Source organism: Burkholderia sp. TSV86 (genome assembly GCF_001522865.1).
In the GTDB taxonomy this organism is placed as follows: Bacteria; Pseudomonadota; Gammaproteobacteria; order Burkholderiales; family Burkholderiaceae; genus Burkholderia.
Genome location: NZ_LOWB01000021.1, coordinates 170079 through 191721 on the forward strand (window position 1 = coordinate 170079; position 21643 = coordinate 191721).

22 protein-coding genes are annotated in these 21643 nt (G+C 65.1%); 11 read left to right on the forward strand and 11 right to left on the reverse strand.

What is annotated here, in order from left to right:
* Positions 1-83 precede the first annotated feature (83 nt).
* Complete coding sequence (eco, locus tag WS68_RS02885) at positions 84-626, reverse strand: serine protease inhibitor ecotin (RefSeq protein WP_059569355.1); 543 nt, start codon at positions 624-626, stop codon at positions 84-86.
* A gap of 174 nt (positions 627-800) precedes the next feature.
* Here eco and WS68_RS02890 point away from each other — a divergent pair, with 174 nt between their 5' ends.
* A complete protein-coding gene (locus WS68_RS02890; RefSeq protein ID WP_059569356.1) occupies positions 801-1277 on the forward strand; it encodes a hypothetical protein in 477 nt (158 codons plus the stop codon).
* Positions 1278-1531: 254 nt separating this feature from the next.
* Entirely contained in the window at positions 1532-1912 is a 381-nt protein-coding gene (locus WS68_RS02895; RefSeq protein WP_059569357.1) for a DUF5594 family protein, read from the forward strand.
* 469 nt (positions 1913-2381) lie between these two features.
* On the opposite strand, the gene WS68_RS02900 is transcribed toward WS68_RS02895, so the two are convergent.
* The 3 genes from WS68_RS02900 to WS68_RS02910 all read right to left on the reverse strand — a co-directional run bounded on the left by WS68_RS02900 (position 2382) and on the right by WS68_RS02910 (position 4728).
* A complete protein-coding gene (locus WS68_RS02900) occupies positions 2382-2993 on the reverse strand; it encodes an AAA family ATPase (RefSeq protein WP_059569358.1) in 612 nt (203 codons plus the stop codon).
* Positions 2986-4404, reverse strand: coding sequence for an alpha,alpha-trehalose-phosphate synthase (UDP-forming) (otsA, locus tag WS68_RS02905; protein WP_059569359.1), 1419 nt, complete (start codon positions 4402-4404; stop codon positions 2986-2988). The genes WS68_RS02900 and otsA overlap by 8 nt, the downstream gene beginning before the upstream one ends.
* A gap of 126 nt (positions 4405-4530) precedes the next feature.
* Positions 4531-4728 carry a hypothetical protein gene (locus tag WS68_RS02910; protein WP_059569360.1) on the reverse strand — a complete coding sequence of 66 codons (198 nt, stop codon included), beginning with the start codon at positions 4726-4728 and terminating at the stop codon, positions 4531-4533.
* 284 nt (positions 4729-5012) lie between these two features.
* Between WS68_RS02910 and WS68_RS02915 the strand changes: the two genes are divergently transcribed.
* Complete coding sequence (locus WS68_RS02915) at positions 5013-5564, forward strand: hypothetical protein (protein WP_059569565.1); 552 nt, start codon at positions 5013-5015, stop codon at positions 5562-5564.
* Positions 5561-6067 carry a hypothetical protein gene (locus tag WS68_RS02920; RefSeq protein WP_059569564.1) on the forward strand — a complete coding sequence of 169 codons (507 nt, stop codon included), beginning with the start codon at positions 5561-5563 and terminating at the stop codon, positions 6065-6067. Before WS68_RS02915 ends, WS68_RS02920 begins: the two co-directional genes overlap by 4 nt.
* A 181-nt stretch (positions 6068-6248) precedes the next feature.
* On the opposite strand, the gene WS68_RS02925 is transcribed toward WS68_RS02920, so the two are convergent.
* Together WS68_RS02925 and WS68_RS02930 are read right to left on the reverse strand one after the other, a co-directional pair.
* On the reverse strand, positions 6249-7595 hold the full coding sequence (locus tag WS68_RS02925) for an ABC transporter ATP-binding protein (protein WP_059569361.1): 1347 nt from the start codon (positions 7593-7595) through the stop codon (positions 6249-6251).
* A gap of 59 nt (positions 7596-7654) precedes the next feature.
* On the reverse strand, positions 7655-9412 hold the full coding sequence (locus WS68_RS02930) for an ABC transporter permease (protein WP_059569362.1): 1758 nt from the start codon (positions 9410-9412) through the stop codon (positions 7655-7657).
* A gap of 569 nt (positions 9413-9981) precedes the next feature.
* Here WS68_RS02930 and WS68_RS02935 point away from each other — a divergent pair.
* A complete protein-coding gene (locus tag WS68_RS02935; protein ID WP_059520359.1) occupies positions 9982-10248 on the forward strand; it encodes a double-stranded DNA-specific endonuclease in 267 nt (88 codons plus the stop codon).
* 72 nt (positions 10249-10320) lie between these two features.
* Here the strand turns inward: WS68_RS02935 and WS68_RS02940 are convergent, their stop codons facing one another.
* A complete protein-coding gene (locus WS68_RS02940; protein ID WP_059569363.1) occupies positions 10321-11637 on the reverse strand; it encodes an ATP-binding protein in 1317 nt (438 codons plus the stop codon).
* Positions 11621-12346, reverse strand: a complete 726-nt coding sequence (locus tag WS68_RS02945) for a response regulator (RefSeq protein ID WP_059520361.1) — start codon at positions 12344-12346, stop codon at positions 11621-11623. The genes WS68_RS02940 and WS68_RS02945 overlap by 17 nt, the downstream gene beginning before the upstream one ends.
* A 228-nt stretch (positions 12347-12574) precedes the next feature.
* Between WS68_RS02945 and WS68_RS02950 the strand changes: the two genes are divergently transcribed.
* Positions 12575-13126 carry a periplasmic heavy metal sensor gene (locus tag WS68_RS02950; protein ID WP_059569566.1) on the forward strand — a complete coding sequence of 184 codons (552 nt, stop codon included), beginning with the start codon at positions 12575-12577 and terminating at the stop codon, positions 13124-13126.
* A 189-nt stretch (positions 13127-13315) separates the two neighbouring features.
* Here the strand turns inward: WS68_RS02950 and WS68_RS02955 are convergent, their stop codons facing one another.
* Positions 13316-14014, reverse strand: coding sequence for a pirin family protein (locus tag WS68_RS02955; RefSeq protein WP_059569364.1), 699 nt, complete (start codon positions 14012-14014; stop codon positions 13316-13318).
* 300 nt (positions 14015-14314) lie between these two features.
* Between WS68_RS02955 and WS68_RS02960 the strand changes: the two genes are divergently transcribed.
* The 5 genes from WS68_RS02960 to WS68_RS02980 all read left to right on the forward strand — a co-directional run bounded on the left by WS68_RS02960 (position 14315) and on the right by WS68_RS02980 (position 19141).
* Positions 14315-15091 carry an ABC transporter substrate-binding protein gene (locus WS68_RS02960; protein WP_059569567.1) on the forward strand — a complete coding sequence of 259 codons (777 nt, stop codon included), beginning with the start codon at positions 14315-14317 and terminating at the stop codon, positions 15089-15091.
* A gap of 217 nt (positions 15092-15308) precedes the next feature.
* Positions 15309-15998 (forward strand): ABC transporter permease, encoded by a 690-nt coding sequence (locus tag WS68_RS02965; RefSeq protein WP_059569365.1) that lies wholly within the window; start codon positions 15309-15311, stop codon positions 15996-15998.
* The gene (locus WS68_RS02970; protein ID WP_059569366.1) at positions 15995-16708 is read left to right on the forward strand and encodes an ABC transporter permease; all 714 of its coding nucleotides are present in this window, start codon (positions 15995-15997) and stop codon (positions 16706-16708) included. The genes WS68_RS02965 and WS68_RS02970 overlap by 4 nt, the downstream gene beginning before the upstream one ends.
* A gap of 16 nt (positions 16709-16724) precedes the next feature.
* Positions 16725-17504: an ABC transporter ATP-binding protein gene (locus WS68_RS02975; RefSeq protein ID WP_059569367.1), complete on the forward strand. Its 780-nt coding sequence runs from the start codon at positions 16725-16727 to the stop codon at positions 17502-17504.
* Positions 17505-18034: 530 nt separating this feature from the next.
* The gene (locus WS68_RS02980) at positions 18035-19141 is read left to right on the forward strand and encodes a porin (protein WP_059569568.1); all 1107 of its coding nucleotides are present in this window, start codon (positions 18035-18037) and stop codon (positions 19139-19141) included.
* A gap of 296 nt (positions 19142-19437) precedes the next feature.
* On the opposite strand, the gene WS68_RS02985 is transcribed toward WS68_RS02980, so the two are convergent.
* On the reverse strand, positions 19438-19776 hold the full coding sequence (locus WS68_RS02985) for a P-II family nitrogen regulator (RefSeq protein WP_059520367.1): 339 nt from the start codon (positions 19774-19776) through the stop codon (positions 19438-19440).
* Positions 19777-19835: 59 nt separating this feature from the next.
* Positions 19836-21536 (reverse strand): NAD+ synthase, encoded by a 1701-nt coding sequence (locus tag WS68_RS02990; protein ID WP_059569368.1) that lies wholly within the window; start codon positions 21534-21536, stop codon positions 19836-19838.
* Positions 21537-21643: the final 107 nt, after the last annotated feature.

Below are 21643 nucleotides of genomic sequence, written 5' to 3' on the forward strand. Positions count from 1 at the left end.
GCGATGCCTGCACCGGCTTGCGTGCCCGCCGACGGCATGCTTGCGCGCCGTCGTCCTGTATCGGCCGGCCGGAACGCCCGCGTCTATCGCTCGACGCCCCGCGCGACTTCATTCGATGCGTACCATAGCCGATAGCGCACGTCGAACCCGCTCGGCACATAGACGACGATCGGCAAACGGCTGTTGTAGCGCAGCAGATAACCGCTCCCCCTGACGGGCACGAAGTCCTCGCGCCCGGCCTGCGACGGACACGCCATCAGCGTGGCGGCCGGGCCCTTCGCATCGGCGAGGGAATAATACGAATAGCCCCAGCCTTGCACGGTCTCATGCTTGAGATCGCCGCCGAACCAGTGAGAATTGCAATCGACCTGCATCGTCTTGCCGACAATCAGCTCGACTCGGATGTCGTCCTCCTGACGCTCGGCCGGCAGCGCGATCACCACCCGCTTCTGGCCCGGCTTGGCAGCCGGAAACATCTTGATGTCGTTGGCCGACAGTTTCGGCGCCGATGCCGCATCGGCGGCCGTGTCGGGCGGCGGCTCACTCGCCGCGACCGCGAATCCGCAAAAGCCGGCGAATACCGCGGCGCAAGCCGCATTGGCGGCAAAACGAATGACTGACTTCATCCAGTACTCCCAAAAAAGTTGACCATGCGCGAAGCGGCACGCACGCCGCCTGCGTGCCCCAATTATCGCTTACGCGATTGTAATGTGCGGACACAATTCGTCTCGAACTTGGTATAGGCGTGAGCTTCCTAACTCAGTAAAACGACGGGGAAAACAGCAAACAGGGAGAACACCATGCTAAAACGGCTCACTGCGTTGGGGACCGCCGCACTGCTTGCCGGCTGCGTCGCCGTGCCGGACGGCGGCTACGGCTACGATTACGGACAGCCAGCCTACCCCGGCGGCTATGTGTATGACCAGGGCTACGCGCCCGTGTACGGGACAGTCAATATTTGGGGCGGCGGCGGCTGGCGTGACCGCGATCATTGGCGCGACGGCAACTGGCATGGCGATCGCGGTAACGGTTGGCAAGGCGGCCGTGGAAACGGCGGCGGCGGAAACAGCGGCGGCGATCGCGGCAACGTCTGGCAAGGCAACTGGCATAGCGATCGCGGTAACGGCTGGCAAGGCGGCCGTGGAAACGGCGGCGGCGGAAACGGCGGCGGCGATCGCGGCAACGTCTGGCAAGGCAACTGGCATAGCGATCGAGGCAACGGCTGGCAGGGCGGCCGCGGAAACGGCGGCAATGGAGCCGGCGGCGGCCGGCATTAAGGTCGCTCCGAGGGGTCAGTCCAAGAGGCCGGCCCGACGTCAATTTGCAACGAGTTGTATCGAAACGGCTGCCGATGCGCGCGATTCGAAACCGGCGATCGCGCGCCCCGCTACACCTCTGACGGAAGGCACCGATAAGCCGCGCATCGACGCCACCGTTGATGCGCCACATCCCTATTTCGGATGGCGAACCCTATTCATGCGCCGTTTCAGCATGTCCGTGCTACGATTTTTGGCATGAAGGAGACGCCCCGATGAGCCCGGACACCGCCTGCCGATTCGACACCGAGTTCGCCCCGCATATCGCGCGCACGATCGCCGGCTTGCTAGGCGAGCCGGTCAGCACCGAGGTCGTGCGCCACGGCGGACATGGTCATCCGACGCAAGTCAACATCGTCGCGCCGCGCGCCGAGCATCCGCGCGGCTATCCACACCCGCTGAACATCGTCCTGACATGGGACACCGACGAGATCGAGCAACTGATGGCCGCCGGCGGCACCGCGCGCTTCGAACACTATCTCGCGGCATTGCCGCGCAAACTGGCGGCATGGGAAAGCGCACGCGGCATCGATTTCGGCTCGCGCACGCAGGCCGATGCGCTCGTGCTACTCGGCGGACTCGACTTCGCCGCGTAACATCACCATCCCGCCCGCGCGCAAGCCGGCAACCACGGCCTGCCCCGGCCTGCGGCTGCGCCGTTTCCGGCCATCAATCCCGCCCGTTGCCTTTTCGCGGTCTACACGCACGCCGCATTGCCCTGCCGTAGAAAAACCCGCGCGCCACCAGTCTTCCTGTATCTCACACCGGGCACCGAGGTCCATGCATCAGCGTCGCGAGCGCTGCGCTTCCATAGTCGAGCCGCCATCTGCGCCGCGCTCGCCATGCTGTTCACCGCGGTGACGCTCGGGCTCGCCGACCACGCTCACACCGAACCGCCTCGTAAGATCGATCCGCCGAACCCGGTATGAAGCCCAAACGACATGCGATCGATACGACATACTCGCAAGGCAAACCGCACCGGCGCATGACAACGCCAACGCAGTCACGCCGTTGCGCCGCATCGACCATTCACTCGCCGGAAAAGCCGCGTCGATCGGCCCGGCCTCACACCCGCCCGACCACCTCGAGCACGAAGCGGCAGCGCTCGTCGACGCTCGTGCGCGGCAATTCGATCAGTCGATATCCATAGGCCGTATACGTGTGCACCATCGCCTCGTAAGTACGCACGGCCTGCGCGTAGTCCTGCCGTCGCTCGGCATCCTGTTCGTAGATCTGCGGCCAGGGCGGGGCGATGAACACGTCGCGGCAATAGCGGAACCGTTCTGCCGCAGCCGCGACATGCGCGGGCACATCGAGCGCCGTCAGCCGCAGATAGCCGATCACGTCCGGCACGCCGCGATCGAAGAAAACCGGCCCGCACGCGCGGCGCGCGACGCGATACGAGCGCATTTCCCAGCCGAGCATCTGCTCGGCAAACGCCAGCGAATCCAGCCACGGCAGCGCACGCCCGCCAATCGCGATTTGATCGCGGATCACGCCCCGCCCCGCTTCGTCCGAGCACGCATAGCCTCGCGCGTGCAGCGCATCGATCAACGTGCTCTTGCCCGAGCCGGGACCGCCGGTGAAGACGAACAAGCGCCCGACGTCCACGTCGACCTCGGCGCCGGCGCACAAGTCAGCGCTGCCCGCCGCGCAAGCGCCGCGCTCTTCACGCATTGGCGATGCGCCGCCCCGCGCGTTGCGTCACCGATGCCGCCGTCGCGACGCTGCGCAGATCGGTGAGGAACGACTCGCGCCATACCGACAGATCATTACCGCGCAGCCGCGCGATGTTGTCCGCGTGGCGCGCCTGCCGCTCGTCGAGCGGCATCGCGAGCGCGCGCTCGAGCGATTCCGCCATCTGCGACAGATCGTAGGGATTCACGAGCAACGCGCCCGGCAGTTCCGCCGCCGCGCCCGCGAACTCGGACAGCACGAGCACGCCCGGATTGTCGGCGTCCTGCGAGGCAACGTACTCCTTCGCGACGAGATTCATTCCGTCGCGCAACGGCGTCACGTAACCGACTTGCGACAGCCGGAACAACGCCATCAGCAAATTGCGCTCGTACTTGCGGTTCAGATACTGGATCGGCGTCCAGTCGAGCTGCGCGAAACGGCCATTGATGCGCCCCGCCTCGCCTTCGAGCGTCTGGCGAATGCGCTGATAGGTCTGCACGTCCGAACGCGTCGGCGGCGCGATCTGCACGAGCGATACGCGCCCCTGCCAGCCGGGCGCGTTCGCGAGCATCCGCTCGAACGCCTGAAAACGTTCGACGAGCCCCTTCGAGTAATCGAGGCGATCGACGCTGATCACGAGCTTGCGATCGCGCATCGAATCACGCAGCGCCTTGACCGCCTTGCGCGATCCATACTCGACGGCCGCCTTGCCGATTGCGTCCGGATAGATGCCGATCGGGTAGGCCGCGACCTTCACGACCCGGCCGTGCGCGTGCAGCATCCCGTCTTCGCTCGACGTGCCGAGCCCGCGCCGCTCGATGTAATCGACAAACGACTGCTTGTCGCCTTCCGTTTGAAAACCGACCACGTCATACGCGCACATGAATTTGATCAGTTCCTCGTGTGGCGGCACCGTGCGCAGGATTTCCGGCGTGGGGAACGGAATGTGCAGGAAAAAACCTATCGGATTTTTTATGCCGAGTTCGCGCAAGCAATGCGCAAACGGCAGCAGATGATAGTCGTGCACCCAAATGATGTCGTCGGGCTGAACGAGCGCGCTTAGCTGTTTGGCGAGCGCGGAATTCACGCGCAGATAGCCCGCATACTCCTGCCGGTCGAAACGCGCGAGATCGACCCGGTAGTGGAACACCGGCCAGAGCGTCGCGTTCGAGAACCCCCGATAGTACTGGTCGTAGTCACGCCGCGTAAGGCCGACGGTGGCGTAGGTGACCTTGCCGTCGCGCTCGATCACCGGCTCGCCAGCGTCCCCGACGATGTCGCCGCTCCAGCCAAACCAGATGCCGCCCGTTTCCTTCAGCGCGTCGAGCACCCCCACGGCGAGCCCGCCTGCTGTCGGACGCGCATCCTGGCCGGCCGCCACGCGATTCGATACCACGATCAATCTGCTCATTACGGCTACCCTCCTGTTTGCTGATTGCCCGGTCAACGGAAACCGCCTCCGTCGAAACGAGCAAGTCGCATGCCACTTGCGACATTTCAAACGTTAAACATGCAAACACATGTAACAACGACGCGTTCACGCATCCTGATCGATGCCCAAATCGCGTTGATAGTCGAGCCCTTCCGGGCGTGCGCCGCCCTGGTTGTGATCGCCGTCGGACGGATGTGCGGGTGCCGAGCCGGCGGGCGCGGGGGAAGTCGGTGCGTTGACCGGCTGCGACGAGCCGGTGCCGGCGTCGCGCACCCGTGGTTCGGGACGCTTGGAGCGGCGCATGGCAGGGTGTCTCATGATCAGAGCGGCGCGAAGCCGCTGTCGAAACAGTCCATGGTTAATTAGTGTAAAAGCCATTCAGTTAGTTCGCGGTAACAATGACATTCAATTTGTAACGATTCGACCCCTGCGCCCTGCTTTGCACCACAATGCCGAAGATTGCCCGCGCGATGCGCGCGGCATACGTTTGTCAATTTTTTGCATTTCTCGCCGGACAATTGCAGAACAATGGCGCTACGCTTGCGGGGCCTGCGCCGCAGCGCAGAAAGACAGGATCGCACTCAGGGATGAACCATCGCATCGCAACGCCCGCACGCAGTTGGGCGGTATGGGCCGCGCTTGGCGCCGCCGCATGCTCGGCACTCTTGTCGGGCTGTAACTCGCTGTATAGCGAAGGAGCGACGGCAGGCGCCGGCATCGCCGGCGCGGCCATCGCGTCGAAAGTCACCAACAACGCCTCCGTTGCAACCGGCATCGGCCTCGGAGCCGTCGCTGGCGCACGCGCGGGCGTCCAGTACACTCAGCGCGTCGCGCACCGCTACACGCAGGCGAAGATCGCCGAGGCGGCCGGACCTCTGGACGTCGGCGGCGTCGCCCCGTGGTCGGCGCATCATTCGTTCCCGATCGAAGACGACGAACACGGCCGCGTGACCGTCAGCCGGCTCATCAGCGTCGGGCCGCTCGACTGCAAGGAAATCGTTTTTTCGGTCGACACCAACGCGAAGCCGGGCGCGCCGACCCAATCGGGTTTCTATATCGCGACGCTTTGCCGGGACGGCCCAACGTGGAAATGGGCGTCGGCGGAGCCGGCAACCGAGCGCTGGGGAGCACTGCAATGAGCGCGGTCGCGCGCGCGGCGCTGCCGCTCGCGGCCGCCCTCGCGCTGGCCGCCGCAACGGCCGGGCTCACCGGCTGCGGCTCGGTCGGCGCGGCAAGCGGTGCGCTCGCGGGCACCGCGACGGGGCTGGTCACCGCGAACCCCGCGGTTGGCGTCGGCGTCGGCATCGCGGTGCAGGCCGCGACGGACGAAGCCGTCAATCGCACGATGAAGCAGTTGCACAAGAATCAGCAGGATGCGATCGCCCAGGCAGCGGCGGGCCTCGCGGTCGGCGAGACCCGCGCATGGCGGGTAAAGAACGTCGTGCCGCTCGAAAACGGCGAAGGCGAAGTACGCGTGACGCGCGCATTCACGACGCCGCTTGCACTCTGCAAGGAATTCGCGTTCTCGGTGAAGGATGGCGCACGAGCCGACTGGTATTTCGCGAGCGCATGTGAAAGCCAGCACGGCTGGCAATGGGCAGCGGCGGAGCCGGCGGTTGACCGCTGGGGCAATCTGCAATGATGCGGTGACCAAGGCGGTGCGGCCAAGGCGAGCCGCGCGCAAGCGCTACGATCCGAAGCCGCGCTCAGGTCCTTACCGGCCGACATCGCTGGCAGCGCCCACGCCCCGCCGCCAGCGGAAAACGTCACAACAAGCGGCGACAATCGGCAACAACCGGCGGCTGCGTCGCCCCCGCGCCGGATCAGGACTCAACGTCCTCGAGACTGAAGATCTCCGTTTGATCGTTGTACGAGAAGATCTCGCCATACCGGCCCCAGTCGATCACCGCGTCGAGCGTCTCCTCGGCCGCGCCGTCCGACAGGAAATCCTCGAGCTCCTGCTCGAAGCGCACGCGCGGCGCGCGATGCCCCGGCCGCTCGTTGAGCACCTTCTTGATCCGCGCGGCGAGCGGCACGTGGCGCAACAGATGCTCGGCGAACATGATCTTGCGCTCCTGTGTGCCGAACTCGGCGAACACGCGTCCGGGCGGCGTCAGGAACACGTCGCCCTCGCGCACGTCGGCAAACCCGAGATGCTGCAGCACCTCGGCGATCGGAAACAGATCGTCGACCTCCAGATGCAGCGTGCGCGCGATTTCCGGCATGTCCGCGCGGCCGTGGTACGGCGCCATCGCCAGCGTTTCGATCAAGCCGGCCATCAAGTTCGTCGACACTCGCGGCAGCCAGCTTCCAAGTTCCAGCCCCTTTTTCGTCGCCTCGCCGAGCTGGCGCGCGGTCATCTTCGCGTAGATGTCGTCGACGAGCCGGCGGAACGCCGGGTCGAGACGATTGCGCGGATGCTTGAACGGCACCTTGATCTCGGCGATCACGCGGCCCGGGTTCGACGACAGCACGAGAATCCGGTCGCACATGAACACCGCTTCCTCGATGTTGTGCGTGACGATCAGCACCGATTTGATCGGCATGCGGCCCTGCGTCCACAAATCGAGCAAGTCGGTGCGCAGCGTTTCGGCGGTCAGCACGTCAAGCGCGGAGAACGGCTCGTCCATCAAGAGCAGCGTCGGATCGACGACCAGCGCGCGCGCGAAACCCACGCGCTGGCGCATGCCGCCCGACAACTCGCGCGGATACGCGTTCTCGAAGCCGTCAAGACCGATCAGATCGATCGCGGCGAGCGCGCGCTCGCGCCGCTCGCGCGCGCCGACGCCGAGCGCCTCGAGCCCGGCCTCGACGTTCTGCAGCACGGTGAGCCAAGGAAACAACGCGAAGGTCTGGAACACCATCGCGACGCCCTCGGCCGGGCCAGACAACGGCTTGCCCAGATACGTGACCTCGCCGCCCGTCGGTTCGATCAGGCCGGCGATGATGCGCAACAGCGTCGACTTCCCGGAGCCCGAGCGGCCGAGCAAGCCGACGATCTCGCCCTCGCGCAGCGACAGGTTCGCGCCGTCGAGCACGAGCAGCTCGCCCTGGGTCTTGTTGAAGCCGCGACTCACGTTGTCGACGCGCAGGATTTCCTCGCCCAGGCGCGGCGGCGCACTCGGCGTCGGGGTCTGAACAGGGGCGTTCACAGCATTCGGGTTTTGCATCGCGTTTCGCTCTCGGTCGGTCTCGATAGGCAGACAGGCAGACAGGTTTCGAATCTCGCTCAATCGAGACGAAGCTTCGCTTCGGCGTACGCGTACAGCGGACGCCACAACAGACGGTTGAACAGCGTGACGAACAGGGACATCACGGCGATGCCGAGAATGATCTTCGGATAATCGCCCGCGGCCGTCGTCTGCGCAATGTACGCGCCGAGACCGTGCGCCTGGATCTTGGTATCGCCCCATTGGACGAACTCGGACACGATGCTCGCATTCCACGCGCCGCCCGACGCGGTGATCGCGCCCGTCACGTAATACGGGAAGATGCCCGGCAGGATCGCCTGGCGCCACCATTGCCAGCCGCGGATACGGAAATTGGTGGCCGCTTCGCGGTAATCGTTCGGGTACGAGGTCGCGCCCGCGATCACGTTGAACAGGATATACCACTGGGTGCCAAGCACGATGAGAGGCGACAGCCAGATGTCGGCGTTCAGGTGGTAGCGCGCGATCACGATCACGAACACCGGAAACAGCAGGTTCGCCGGAAACGCCGCGAGAAACTGCGCGAGCGGCTGCACCTTCTCGGCGAGCGCCGGCCGCAGGCCGATCCATACGCCGACCGGCACCCAGATCAGCGACGCGAGCGCGATCAGCAGCGTGACGCGCAACAGCGTGATGAGGCCCAGCACGAACACGCGACCCACTTCGTCGAGCGTCACCCCGGTTTTCACGTATGCGACCACGCGCCACACCACGTAGAGCGTGCCGGCGATCACGAGAATCGCCCAGCCGATATCGGCCAAGCGCGACGCCTTCTTCTCGACGCGCGGCATCGAGAAGCGGACCGCGTCGAGCGACGGCACGCGCAGCGGAATCCGCGCGGCCTTCGCGAAGAACCAGCCGGCCGGCACGAGAAGCTGATGGATCAGGCGCGTGCGGCGCACCAGATCGAGCAGCCACGATTCCGGCGCGTTGCCCGAACTCGTGTTTTCCATCCGGAACTTGTCCGCCCACGCGACGAGCGGACGGAACAGCAATTGATCGTAAGCGAGGATTACGACGGTCATCGCCAGAATCACCCAGCCGACCGAGCCCAGGCTCTTCTCGGCGATCGCCTGGGCGAGATACGCGCCGATCCCCGGCAGCGTGATCGTATGATTGCCGACCGTGATCGCCTCGGAGGCGACGACGAAAAACCAGCCGCCCGACATCGACATCATCATGTTCCAGATGAGACCCGGCATCGAGAATGGCACTTCGAGCTTCCAGAAGCGCTGCCATGCGGTGAGGTGAAAGCCGCGCGAGACCTCGTCGAGATCGCGCGGCACCGTGCGCAGCGACTGGTAGAAGCTGAACGTCATGTTCCACGCCTGGCTCGTGAAGATCGCGAAGATCGCGGCAAGCTCGGCGCCGAGCACGCGGCTCGGGAACAGCGCGAGGAAGAACGTGACCGTAAAAGAAATGTAGCCGAGCACGGGCACCGACTGCAGGATGTCGAGGATCGGCACGAGCACCATCCCCGCGCGGCGGCTCTTCGCGGCAAGCGTGCCGTAGACGAGCGTGAACACGAGCGAGGCGACCATCGCCGCGAGCATCCGCAGCGTCGTGCGCAGCGCGTACTCAGGCAGGTTCGCGGGATCGAGCGAGATCTTCTGCGTGTCGAGCGTCGTGATCGGCGCCATCGTCTCGTGAAAGCCGATCGACGCCATCGCGATCAGGCAGATGATCAGCGGAAACGCGACGAAATCCCAGCGGTTGGGCAATACGCGCCATGCGGACGCATTGGCGGTGCGGTTCGGATCGAAGAGTCCGAGATCCATCAGGCGCCCTCCCCGGCAAAGCCGTGCGAATCAATAAAAGAAGCCAGAAAGAGAATGTGACTCATGGCAAGGCGCACTTGCGCGGTAATTCATTTCGACTGCGACGACGCAAAAGCCGCTGCACGCGTACCGAGGCCGCCGGCTTTCACCCGCGAACGGAACCCGCCCGGTTTGGCGACGGCACGACACTACACCATCCGGTATTTCAGGCACAACCTTTTGGGCAACGAACCGAAAAAATCCGGCGCTGCCGCGCAACAATCGCTCGAAACCCGCGCACGGCAGGCGGACGACGAAACGGACGGCAAAGCGGACGACGGACGGATCGACGAGGAAGGGCGTGCGCCGGCTGACCGCGCTGCTGCGCCGCAACGCCGAATTATGCCGTGATCCGGTGCCGCCGTGAACCCGCACGGCAGGCGCCCGTGCGGCGGCGCGACGCATCCGGTGACACCTGACTGGCAGACGACGCGCCGAAGCAGGTTATGATGGGTGCTGGCTCCGAACGGAAGTGGCGGAAAACCGCGCGAGCCGGCAAGAGCCGATGGTCAATCAGCCGGAGGAAATGAATGGCAGGAAATCTGGTTATCGTATGCCGCGACCAGGACGCCGACGCGTTCGATCAACTGATGCACGAGTACGGCTCGTTCCAGACGCGGCTGTCGTCGACGGCTTGGTATCTGAACATGAACATCGTTCCCGAGACCCTTCAGGAGACGATCCTCGATCGGCTCGGCAAATACACGACGCTCTATATCTTCGAAGCAACGAGCGTGACCTACAACACGATCGACAGCAACGCCGCCGAAACACTCAGCACGCTATTCGGCGAATGACCGGCCCGCGGCGCCCGGCAAAGCCCGGGGGGCCGCCCCGCATGGCGCCCGGCCTTTGAGCCGCGGCGCGCATCAGGACGCCGCCGCCGGCTCCAACTTCGGCATCACGTCGAACGGGAACGTCATCACCACCCGCAGGCCGCCCTGCTCGCGGTTGCCGACCTCGCACGCACCGCCCGTGCGCGCCACCAGCCGATCGACTATCGCGAGCCCCAGCCCGCTATGTCCGTTGCCGCCGCGCGCCGGATCGAGACGCACGAATGGCCGGGTCGCATCGGCCAGATCGCGCGGCGCGATGCCCTTGCCGTGATCGCTGACCTCGAGGGTATAGCCGTCGGCGGTGCGCGCGGTCGAGATCACCACGGGCGGCGCGCCATACGCGTGTGCATTGTCGAGCAGATTCGACAGCACACGGTCGAGCGTCGCAGTGGGCAGCTTGAAGCCCGGCCCGGCCGCCAGCTCGGTCTGCACGGCCGGCGCATTCGGCGCGACCGCGCGGTAGGTGCGCGCGATCCGCTCGCACGTCTGATCGACGGGCACGATCTCGCTGCGATCGACGCCGCCGTGCGCGAATACGAGGAACTGGTCGACGATATGCGTCATCGAATCGACGTCGCGCACCACGCCATCGCGCAGCCGCGCGTCTTCCATCATCTCCGCGCGCAGCCGCATCCGCGCGAGCGGTGTGCGCAGATCATGCGCGACGCCCGCGAGCATCACGGCGCGATCGTTTTCCGCCCGCGACACCTGCTGCACCATCTGGTTGAAGCCCCGCGTGAGCTGGCGCAACTCGCGCGGCCCGCGCTCGGCAAGCGGCGGCGGCACCATCCCGCGGCCGAAACGCGCAACCGCGCGGGCGAGCGACCTCAGCGGCTGCTGCAATTGCCACGCGGCGAACAACGCGGCCATCACCGCGGCCGAAAAAATCATCGCGAGCCAAATCACCATTCGGTCGAACGAACGCGGCGGCCGCAACGGCTGTACCGGCACGACGATCCAGTTGCGGTCGTCCGGCTGCTTGACCCATACCACGGGCGGATGGCCGGGCGGGCCGACCCGCACTTGCGTGCCGGGCGGCAGACGCTCGCGCAGGTTTTCGGTAAAACGCTTGAGCGGCGACGGAAGATCGTCCTCGTTGCCGTCGGCCGGCACATCGCTGCTCTCCGGTGCGACGAGCCGCACGCGCGACGGCAACGGCTGATCCGGCGAGCGCTCGACATGCTGGCGCACCGCGTCGACAAGAAACGCGGCCTCCTCGACTGCATAGCGCGTCTGCACCCGGTTGCGCTCGAGCTTGATCGCGAAGAACCACGCGAAGTGCGACAGCAGCAGCACACAGACGACGAGCAGCGCAAGCCGGCCGAACAGCGAATCAATGGGCTTGCGCATGAGCCTCGCCGTTCGGCACGAACACGTAGCCGCGGCCTCGCACCGTCTGAATGAAACGCGGCGTCGACGGATCGGTTTCGAGAATCCGGCGCAAGCGCCACACCTGCACGTCGATCCCGCGATCGGTGCCGTCGTATTCGGGGCCGTGCAGCAATTCGAGCAGGCGCTCGCGGGTCAGCGTGCGCAGCGCGTGGCTGACGAAGATCTTCAGCAGGGCGAATTCGCTGCTCGACAGCGTCGCCGGCCGGCCGTCGACGGCAAGCGTGCGCGCCTGGAAATCGAGCACGAAACGGCCGAACGCGTAAGGCTCGCGCTGCTCCGGCGCGGCGGCCGACGGCGTCGCGCGGCGGCGGCGCAGCACCGCCTGCACGCGTGCGAGCAGCTCGCGTGGATTGAACGGCTTGCCGAGATAATCGTCCGCGCCGAGCTCGAGGCCGACGATGCGATCGACGTCGTCCGCGCGGGCCGTCAGCATGATGACCGGGATGTCGTCGCCCGCCGCGCGAAGCTGGCGCAGCGCGCTCAGGCCATCGACGCCCGGCATCATCAGATCGAGCACGATGAGATCGGGGCGCTCGCGTTCGAGGCGCTTTTCGAGCGTCGCGGCGTCGTGCAGCACCGATACCTCGATGCCTTGCCGGACGAGATAGTCGCGCAGCAAATCGCGTAGTTCTTGGTCGTCGTCGACGATGAGGATCTGGGTAGTCATGGCGTAAAGTTTACCGTGCAGGTGGGTGAGCGAACACGAAACAAATATCCAAAAGGGTTACTGCGGGTTACCGCGCAAGGCAAGCGTAATGCGGCGTAAACGCAGCTTGCTCATACGTAACACGACGGCGGCGGCGCTTGGCTACGCTGCAACTTACCGGATGCCGGCGGGCGATACGCCCCCAAGCCGGCCGCAATACCGGATTTCTCAGAATAGGAGTTGCTCGACATGCAGAAAAAGACTTCCCGCCTCGCTATTGCCGCCGCCGCGCTCGCGCTGTCGTTCAGCGCCGTGTCGCATGCCGCGCCTGCCGACGCGCCGGCGCCCGGCGGCCCTGGCGCGCACCACTCGATGGAGGGCGGCCCGTTCGGCGTGATCATGCGGCTGCACGACAAGCTGAATCTGACGGCCGCGCAAGAGCAGCAGTGGCAAACCGCCGTCAATACGATGAAACAGAACCGCGACGCGATGCGCAAGAGCCATGAAGCGCTGCGCGGGCAGTTCCAGGCACAGCAAAACCAGCCGATCCTCGACCTGAGCGCGCTGCACTCGGCGCGTCAGCAGGCCGAACAGCAAGATGCGCAACTGCGCGAGCAGACGGCATCCGCATGGCTCGCGTTCTACAACGGGCTGAACAATCAGCAGAAAACGACGGTCAGCACGGCGATCAAGCAGCAATTCGCGAAGATGGAGCAGCGTCGCGAAAAGATGAAGGAGCGCTGGGAGCAACGCCGCGCGGCGCAAGCCGCGTCGGCCCCCGACGCTGCGCCGCAACAGTGACCTGAGCCGGGCAACGGCGGCCCGGTGACGCGAACGGCGCGGCTGGCGCGGCCGGCCGCGTCGCCGCACGTTGAAGAAAAGCCGCGGGCGCACTTCTTATGTGCGCTCGCGGCGTTTCAGCTCCTGCCCGAAGCAACGGCCCGCGCGACGGACCGGCCCGCGCCGCCCGGTGCATCGCCCGGCCCGATATCACGCCAGATCGAACAACAGCACCTCCGCCGCGCTGCCGTGCTCGAACGTGACCGTCTCGACGTCGGCCAGCCGCGCGCCGTCCCCGGCGTCGAGCGCTTGGCCGTTTACCGTCACGCCGCCGCGCGCGACATGGACATATGCGCGCCGCCCGGGCGGTAACGCGAACTCGATGCGCTCGCCGCCATCGACGAGACCCGCATAGATCGACGCATCCGCGCGCATCGACACCGAGCCGTCGCGCCCGTCCGGCGATGCGACGAGCCGCAGCCGCCCGCGCTTGTCCGCATCGGTGAAGCGCACTTCCTCATAGCCGGGCTTGCCGCCGCGCTCGGTCGGAATCAACCAGATCTGCAACAGATGCAGCGTCGTGTCCCGCGACGCGTTGTACTCGCTATGAACGACTCCCGTGCCCGCGCTCATGCGCTGCACGTCGCCCGCCCGGATGATCGAGCCGTTACCCATGCTGTCGCGGTGCGCAAGCTCCCCGTCGAGCACATACGTGATGATCTCCATGTCGCGGTGCGGATGCATGCCGAAGCCGCGCGTCGGCGCGATGCGGTCGTCATTGAGCACGCGCAGCGGCCCGAAATGAACATGCTCGGCATCGTAGTACTCGGCGAACGAAAAGCTGTGCCGGGTATCAAGCCAGCCGTGGTTCGCATGACCACGATCGTTCGCGCGAAGGATCTGAAACATGGCGTCTCTCCCAGACAAAGTTGGCATGCCTTCAATATAAGGGCGCCACCCCCTCGCATCAATCGATCCGACCGCACCGATTTGTTGCATCTATCGCACCAATCGGCACGCAGACCATTTCCGCGAAATCACGGCCGACGTTCGGGTAAAATACCGCGCTTTTGGCCGCTCACGCCGAACACCGCCGCCGCGGCGGGCCGCATCAAGCCGACGAACGCGAATTTTGACCGCCTAGAATACGCCCGGCGCACGTGGCCCGACACCCGCGGCACGCCCCCGAAAGTCAGCAAGAGGAACGACATGAAGAAGCTCGCCCTGTGCGCGGCCCTCGCCTTCGCGGCGGGCGGCGCCTTCGCGAAAGAATGGAAGACCGTGCGGATCGGCGTCGACGCCAGCTATCCGCCGTTCGAATCGACCGCGCCGAATGGCGAGATCGTCGGGTTCGACGTGGATCTGACCAAGGAAATCTGCAAGCGGATCAACGTCAAGTGCGTTTGGATACCGCAGGATCTCGATGGCGTGATCCCCGCGCTCAAGGCGAAGAAGTTCGACGTGATCGTGTCGTCACTGACCGTCACCGACAAACGCCGCGAGCAGATCGATTTCTCCGACAAGCTGTACGACGCGCCCGCGCGGATGATCGCGAAGGCCGGCTCGCCGCTCGCGCCGAGCGTCGAGTCGCTAAAGGGCAAGCGCGTCGGCGTCGAGCAGGGTTCGACGCAGGAGACTTTCGTGAAGGCGCACTGGGAGCCCAAGGGCGTGACGATCGTGTCGTACCAGAATCAAGACCAGGTGTACGCGGATCTCGGCTCCGGCCGCCTCGACGCGACGCTGCAAGACGAGTTTCAAGCCGACTACGGCTTTCTGCGCACGCCGCGCGGCAAAGGCTTCGCGTGGGCGGGGCCGGCCGTGCAAGACCCGAAGACGCTCGGCGACGGCACGGCGATCGGCCTGCGCAAGGAAGACACCGAGCTGAAAGCGATGATCAACCGCGCGCTCGCGTCGATCCATCAGGACGGCACCTACGGCAAGCTGTCGCGCAAGTACTTCCCGTACAGCATCTATTCGGCGAAGTAACGGTCGATCGCGGCCGCAAGGCCGGCGCGGGCCGCACGGCGCAACCGGCGCGCGGCCCGCGCAGCAGCAACCGCCGGTCGCAGGACACCGCACGCCGCCCGTTGGGGCAGCGCATTACGCGAAAGCGAAAGCGGCGGGATATCGATATGCACGGCGCGCCGGGCGCAACACACGGTGCGCGCCCCCGTTGCGCCCGGCGCGTCGTCAAGGATTTCATATGTTTCTTCAAGGCTACGGCCCGCTGATACTTTCCGGCACCTGGCAAACCGTCAAGCTCGCGGTGCTGTCGCTCGCGCTGTCGTTTCTGCTCGGCCTCATCGGCGCGGCGGCGAAACTGTCGAAGAACCGGCTGTCGAACGGCGCCGCGACGCTCTACACGACACTGATCCGCGGCGTGCCCGATCTCGTGCTGATGCTGCTGCTCTTCTACAGCATCCAGATCTGGCTCAACCAGCTGACCGACGTGATGAACTGGGATCAGATCGACATCGATCCGTTCGCGGCGGGCGTGCTCGTGCTCGGCTTCATCTACGGCGCTTATTTCACCGAGACGTTCCGCGGCGCATTCCTGTCGGTGCCGCGCGGCCAGCTCGAAGCGGGCAGCGCGTATGGGATGACGAACTGGCAGGTGTTCTCGCGCATCATGTTTCCGCAGATGATGCGCTTCGCGCTGCCCGGCATCGGCAACAACTGGCAGGTGCTCGTCAAATCCACCGCGCTCGTGTCGATCATCGGCCTCGCCGACGTCGTGAAGGCATCGCAGGATGCAGGCAAGGGCACGCTGCGGTTCTTTTTCTTCACGCTGCTCGCGGGCGCAATCTATCTCGCGATCACGACGCTCTCGAACTTCGTGCTGATGTGGCTCGAGAAGCGCTATTCGACGGGTGTACGCAAGGCTGACCTATGATCGAGCTGATCCAAGAATACTGGCGCAACTACCTGTACACCGACGGGTATCGATTCACGGGCCTCACGATCACGCTGTGGCTGCTCGTCGTGTCGATCGGATTCGGTTTCTGCCTGTCGATCCCGCTCGCCGTCGCGCGGGTGTCCAAGCGCAAATGGCTCGCGGGCGCCGTGTGGCTCTACACCTACGTGTTTCGCGGCACGCCGCTGTACGTGCAGCTCCTGCTCTGCTACACCGGCCTCTATAGCTTGCAGATCGTGCGCGGCACGCCGATGCTCGACGCGTTCTTCCGCGACGGCATGCACTGCACGCTGCTCGCGTTCACGCTGAACACCTGCGCGTACACCACCGAGATCTTCGCCGGCGCGATCAAGGCGACATCTTACGGCGAGATCGAGGCCGCGCACGCCTATGGGATGTCGACGTTCACGCTGTATCGGCGCATCGTGCTGCCGTCGGCGCTGCGCCGCGCACTGCCGCTCTACAGCAACGAAGTGATCCTGATGCTGCATGCGACAACCGTCGCGTTCACGGCGACCGTGCCCGATATCCTGAAAATCGCGCGCGACGTCAATTCGGCGACCTATATGTCGTTCCACGCATTCGGCATCGCCGCCCTGCTCTACCTCGCGATCTCGTTTACGCTCGTGTGGCTGTTCCGCCGCGCCGAGCATCGCTGGCTCGCCTATCTGCGCCCGCAAGGCAAATGAACCCGGACCGCCTCGGATGAACTCCCAGATGCACAAGCTTTTCGTCGACGATCTCCACAAATGCTACGGCAACAATGAAGTCCTGAAGGGCGTATCGCTGCGCGCGCAAGCGGGCGACGTGATCAGCGTGATCGGCTCGTCCGGCTCGGGCAAGAGCACGATGCTGCGCTGTATCAATTTCCTCGAGCAGCCGAACGCGGGCCGCATCTTCGTCGACGGCGAGGAAGTGCGCACCGCGAAGGACAGGACGGGCGTGCTCAAGGCCGCCGATCCGAAACAGTTGCAGCGCGTGCGCACGAAGCTCGCGATGGTGTTCCAGCACTTCAATCTGTGGGCGCACATGAACGTGCTGGAAAACGTGATGGAAGCGCCGGTGCATGTGCTCGGGATTCCGAAGAAAGAAGCGCAGGAGCGCGCGCGCGAATATCTGGAGAAAGTTGGGCTCGCGCCGCGGGTGGAGAAGCAGTATCCGTCGCATCTGTCGGGCGGCCAACAGCAGCGCGTGGCGATCGCGCGCGCGTTGGCGATGCATCCGGACGTGATGCTGTTCGACGAGCCGACCTCGGCGCTGGACCCGGAGTTGGTGGGCGAAGTGCTGAAGGTGATGCAAAAGCTCGCGGACGAAGGGCGCACGATGATCGTGGTCACGCACGAGATGGGCTTCGCGCGCAACGTGTCGAATCACGTGATGTTCTTGCACCAAGGGCGCGTCGAGGAACAAGGCGCGCCCGCCGATGTATTCGGCGCGACCAAGAGCGAACGCCTCAAGCAGTTCCTGTCCGGCAGCCTCAAGTAATGCGCCGCGGGCGCCGTCCGGCGCCCGCCCAACCCTTCGTTTTCGTTACGCACTCGCCGCCCGATCCGCATCGGCGCGCTTTACCCCCACGCCTGCCCAGCGTCAATAGTGGCAATCCTTGACCCATCCCGCCCGAATCCTCAAATGCCTTGCACGGCAAGGGTTTCAGGTGCCTGTCCGAATGCCGGTGAGTGCGCTGCGGCACACGGCTATGGCAATTTGGCGACATGCGCTAGTCAAACAACGATTTCCATCGCCACAAAATTTTATTTTTGCTAAATTAGTAACCAAAGTAGCAAAACGAAAGCCATGAAATGTAGTTTTACTTCATGGCAACAGGAGACCCCGACAGGTCGCGTGCTTCGGCCGCACGGGTTCGCAAAACAGCGTTTTCACCCGCTCGCTCACGTGCGTGCCGCACCCTCGACCGGATGTGGTCTCCCTGGTTACCCCATTTTGCCCGGCCTGCAACGCCGGGCATGTCGCGTAGTTCCGGGTTAACTTTTTTGACAAAGGGTATGGAGGGGATGATGAAAAAAGCAATGCTCGCGGCGGTGCTGGCGACTGCCGGAGTGGCGGCTCACGCTCAAAGCAGCGTGACGCTGTATGGCCGTCTCGATGCCGGTATCGAGTACATCAACGGCCTCGCGGGCGCGAACGGCCAAAAGACCAGCCGCTGGCGCGCGGAAAGCGGCGATTGGGGCACGAGCCTCTGGGGCTTGAAGGGTACGGAAGACATCGGCGGCGGTAACAAGGTCGTGTTCCAGTTGGAAGGCAGTTTCAACACGATGGACGGTAGCGGCCCAGGCGGCGGCAGCATCTGGAATCGCTGGGCGACCGTCGGCCTCTCGAATGACGCATACGGTACGCTGCTGCTGGGCCGCGAACTCGCGATCGCGAACGGCGTGTGGGACTTCGACCCGTTCGGTCAATCCGCCTGGTCGACCGCCTCGCTCGTGCGCGGCCGTAACTGGAACAAGACGAGCAACAACATTTCGTATCAATCGCCGAAGTTCTACGGCTTCGACGTCTACGGCCAATATTCGCTGTCGAACGCGACGAACTGGAACGGCAACGGCACCACGGGCCAAGGCCGCAGCGCGGGCCTGCAACTCACCTACACGAACTCGCTGTTCCAGGTTCGCGGCATCTACGACGAAGCGCGTAATCCGGCAAACGGCAAGCTTGACGACGTGTTCAACTACTCGCGCGAATACTTCGCGGGCGTGAACGTGTTCCTCGGCCAATTCAAGCTGCAAGCGGCCTACCAGGCTTCGCACGCCGACGGCGCACCGCCGGCGAATCAAGGCATCACCGGCACCCAGCAAGTCTGGGGCGGCGTGACGTGGCAGGCAACGCCGGCCGCCGCGCTGATCGCTGCCGTCTATCACGTGAACGCGAACCACGGTGGGGGCAACGCGAACATCTACACGCTCGGCGGCACGTACAACCTGTCCAAGCGCACGCTGCTCGACTTCCAGGTCGCGACGGTACGCAACAGCAAGAACGCGAACTTCGGCCTCGAGGCGAACAACGCAGGCCCTGGCGGCCCGATCCAAGGCGGCGGCTACAACGACAATCCGCTGCCCGGCCACAGCCAGACGGGCTTCTATGCCGGCATCCAGCATCTGTTCTGATGCCGGGATGTCCGACAACTTGAATCGATAGTCTTTTACGCTGCTGCGAGAGGCGCGTACCGGCGCGTTGCCCACGGGCACCGCGCCGTTTTTTTGCCGGCCGCGAAACGGCTCTGCTTCTTCCGCACTCGCGCCTTGCCCGCGGCGGACACGATGCGGTACGACAAACCTGCCTGAGCGGGGCGACGAGATCAGCGCAAGCACGCAGCCGCCCCGCGCAGGCGGACGCGATGCGAAGCCGGATGAAGCGCGCGCCGCACGGCGCGCGCTTCATCCGCGGCCGCGACGGCCGTCGATCAGACTGCCGCCTCGTTTTCCTCGCCGGTGCGGATTCGTATCACGCGCTCGACGTCCGACACGAAGATTTTGCCGTCGCCTATCTTGCCCGTGCGCGCGGCGCCGATCACCGCGTCGATCACGCGATCGACGATATCGCTCGCGACCACCACCTCGATCTTGATCTTCGGCAGAAAGTCGACGACATATTCGGCACCGCGATAAAGCTCGGTATGGCCCTTCTGCCGGCCGAACCCTTTCACCTCGGTTACAGTCAGCCCCGTCAAGCCGACTTCGGCGAGCGCCTCGCGCACCTCGTCCAGCTTGAACGGTTTAATGATGGCAGTGATGCGTTTCATGGTGTCCCCCTTGCTTCGAATGAGTGGAAATCGCCGGTCGATTCTAGCCGCGCACCGCGTCAGTCGATACGCTCGGCGAAACGCGACGTGATCGGATAGCGCCAATCGCGCCCGAACGCGCGATGCGTGACGCGAATTCCGACGGGCGCCTGGCGACGCTTGTACTCGTTGATCTTGATGAGCCGCGTGACACGCTTGACGTCGTCCTGCGCATAGCCCGCCGCGACGATCTCCGAGAGCGGCCGGTCCTCCTCCATGTACATCCGCATGATCGCGTCGAGCACGTCGTATGGCGGCAGGCTGTCCTGGTCGGTCTGGTTCTCGCGCAGCTCGGCGGACGGCGCGCGGGTCAGGATCCGCTCGGGGATGACGTCGCGCACGCCATAATCGGCGCTCGCGTTCCGGTAGCGGCAAAGGCGGTACACGAGTGTCTTCGCGATGTCCTTGATGACCGCGAAACCGCCGGCCATGTCGCCGTACAGCGTACAGTAGCCGACTGCCATCTCGCTCTTGTTGCCAGTCGTCAGCACGATCGAGCCGAACTTGTTCGACAGCGCCATCAACAGCGTGCCGCGAATCCGCGCCTGGATATTCTCCTCGGTCGCATCCTCCGCAAGCCCCGCGAACTCGGCCGCAAGCGATGCGCGAAACGCATCGAACATTGGCGCGATCGCAATCTCGTCGTAGCGCACGCCGACGCGCCGCGCCATGTCGGCCGCATCGGTCGTCGAAATATCGGCCGTGTAGCGCGACGGCATCATCACCGCGCGCACGCGCTCGGGCCCGAGCGCATCGACCGCGATCGCCAACACGAGCGCCGAATCGACGCCGCCCGACAACCCGATGATCGCCCCCGGAAAGCCGTTCTTGCCGATGTAGTCGCGCACGCCAAGCACGAGCGCGCGATACACCTGCGCCTCGATCGGCAGTTCCGGCGCGATGCGCGCGGGCACCGGCCGCGCACCGTCGAATTCGACGATCGCATTGCCTTCGTCGAATTGCGGCATCTTCGCAACCAGCTCGCCGGCCCCGTCGAGCACGAACGAGCCGCCGTCGAACACCAGCTCGTCCTGCCCGCCCACCAGATTCACGTAGATCATCGGCAGGCCCGTTTCGCGAATCCGCGCGCGCAGAATGTCCACGCGCACCGCCTCCTTGTTCATGTGATATGGCGAGCCGTTCGGCACGATCAGCACCTGCGCGCCTGCCGCCTTCGCAAGCTGAGCGGCCGACGCATGCCACACGTCCTCGCAGATCACGACGCCGTACTTCACGCCGTTCAGCTCGAATACATACGGCGCTGCGTCGGTCGCAAAATAACGCTTTTCGTCAAACACCTCGGTGTTCGGCAAATCCTGTTTCCGGTACGTGCCGACCACTTCGCCGCCGACGATCAGCGACGCCGCGTTGTAGGTGTCGACCGGGTCGATGCCGCGCTCGATCGGGCGCTTTGCATTACCATCGGCGCTTGGCGCGCCCGCGCCGGCCGTGCGCAACGGATGGCCGACCAGCACCGCGAGCCCCGCGAGCGGCTTCAGTTGCGCGGCGAGATCGGCGAGCGCGTCGGCCGACGCCGCGTACAACGCCGGACGCAGCAGCAGATCCTCGGGCGGATAGCCCGACAGCGCAAGCTCCGGCGCGATCAGAAGCTGCGCGCCGGCGGCGTGCGCGGCACGCGCGGCGGCGACGATCTTGGCGACGTTGCCGGCGAAATCACCGACAGTGACGTTGAGTTGGGCAAGAGCAATACGGGTCTTCATCACGGAATCAACGCGGCCGGTTGGCCGCTGCACGAACGGCTTTGAGCAAACGTACCGGCTGGCGGCGCGCTACGGCGCGCGTGCCGGACGATACGAACGGGTACGAA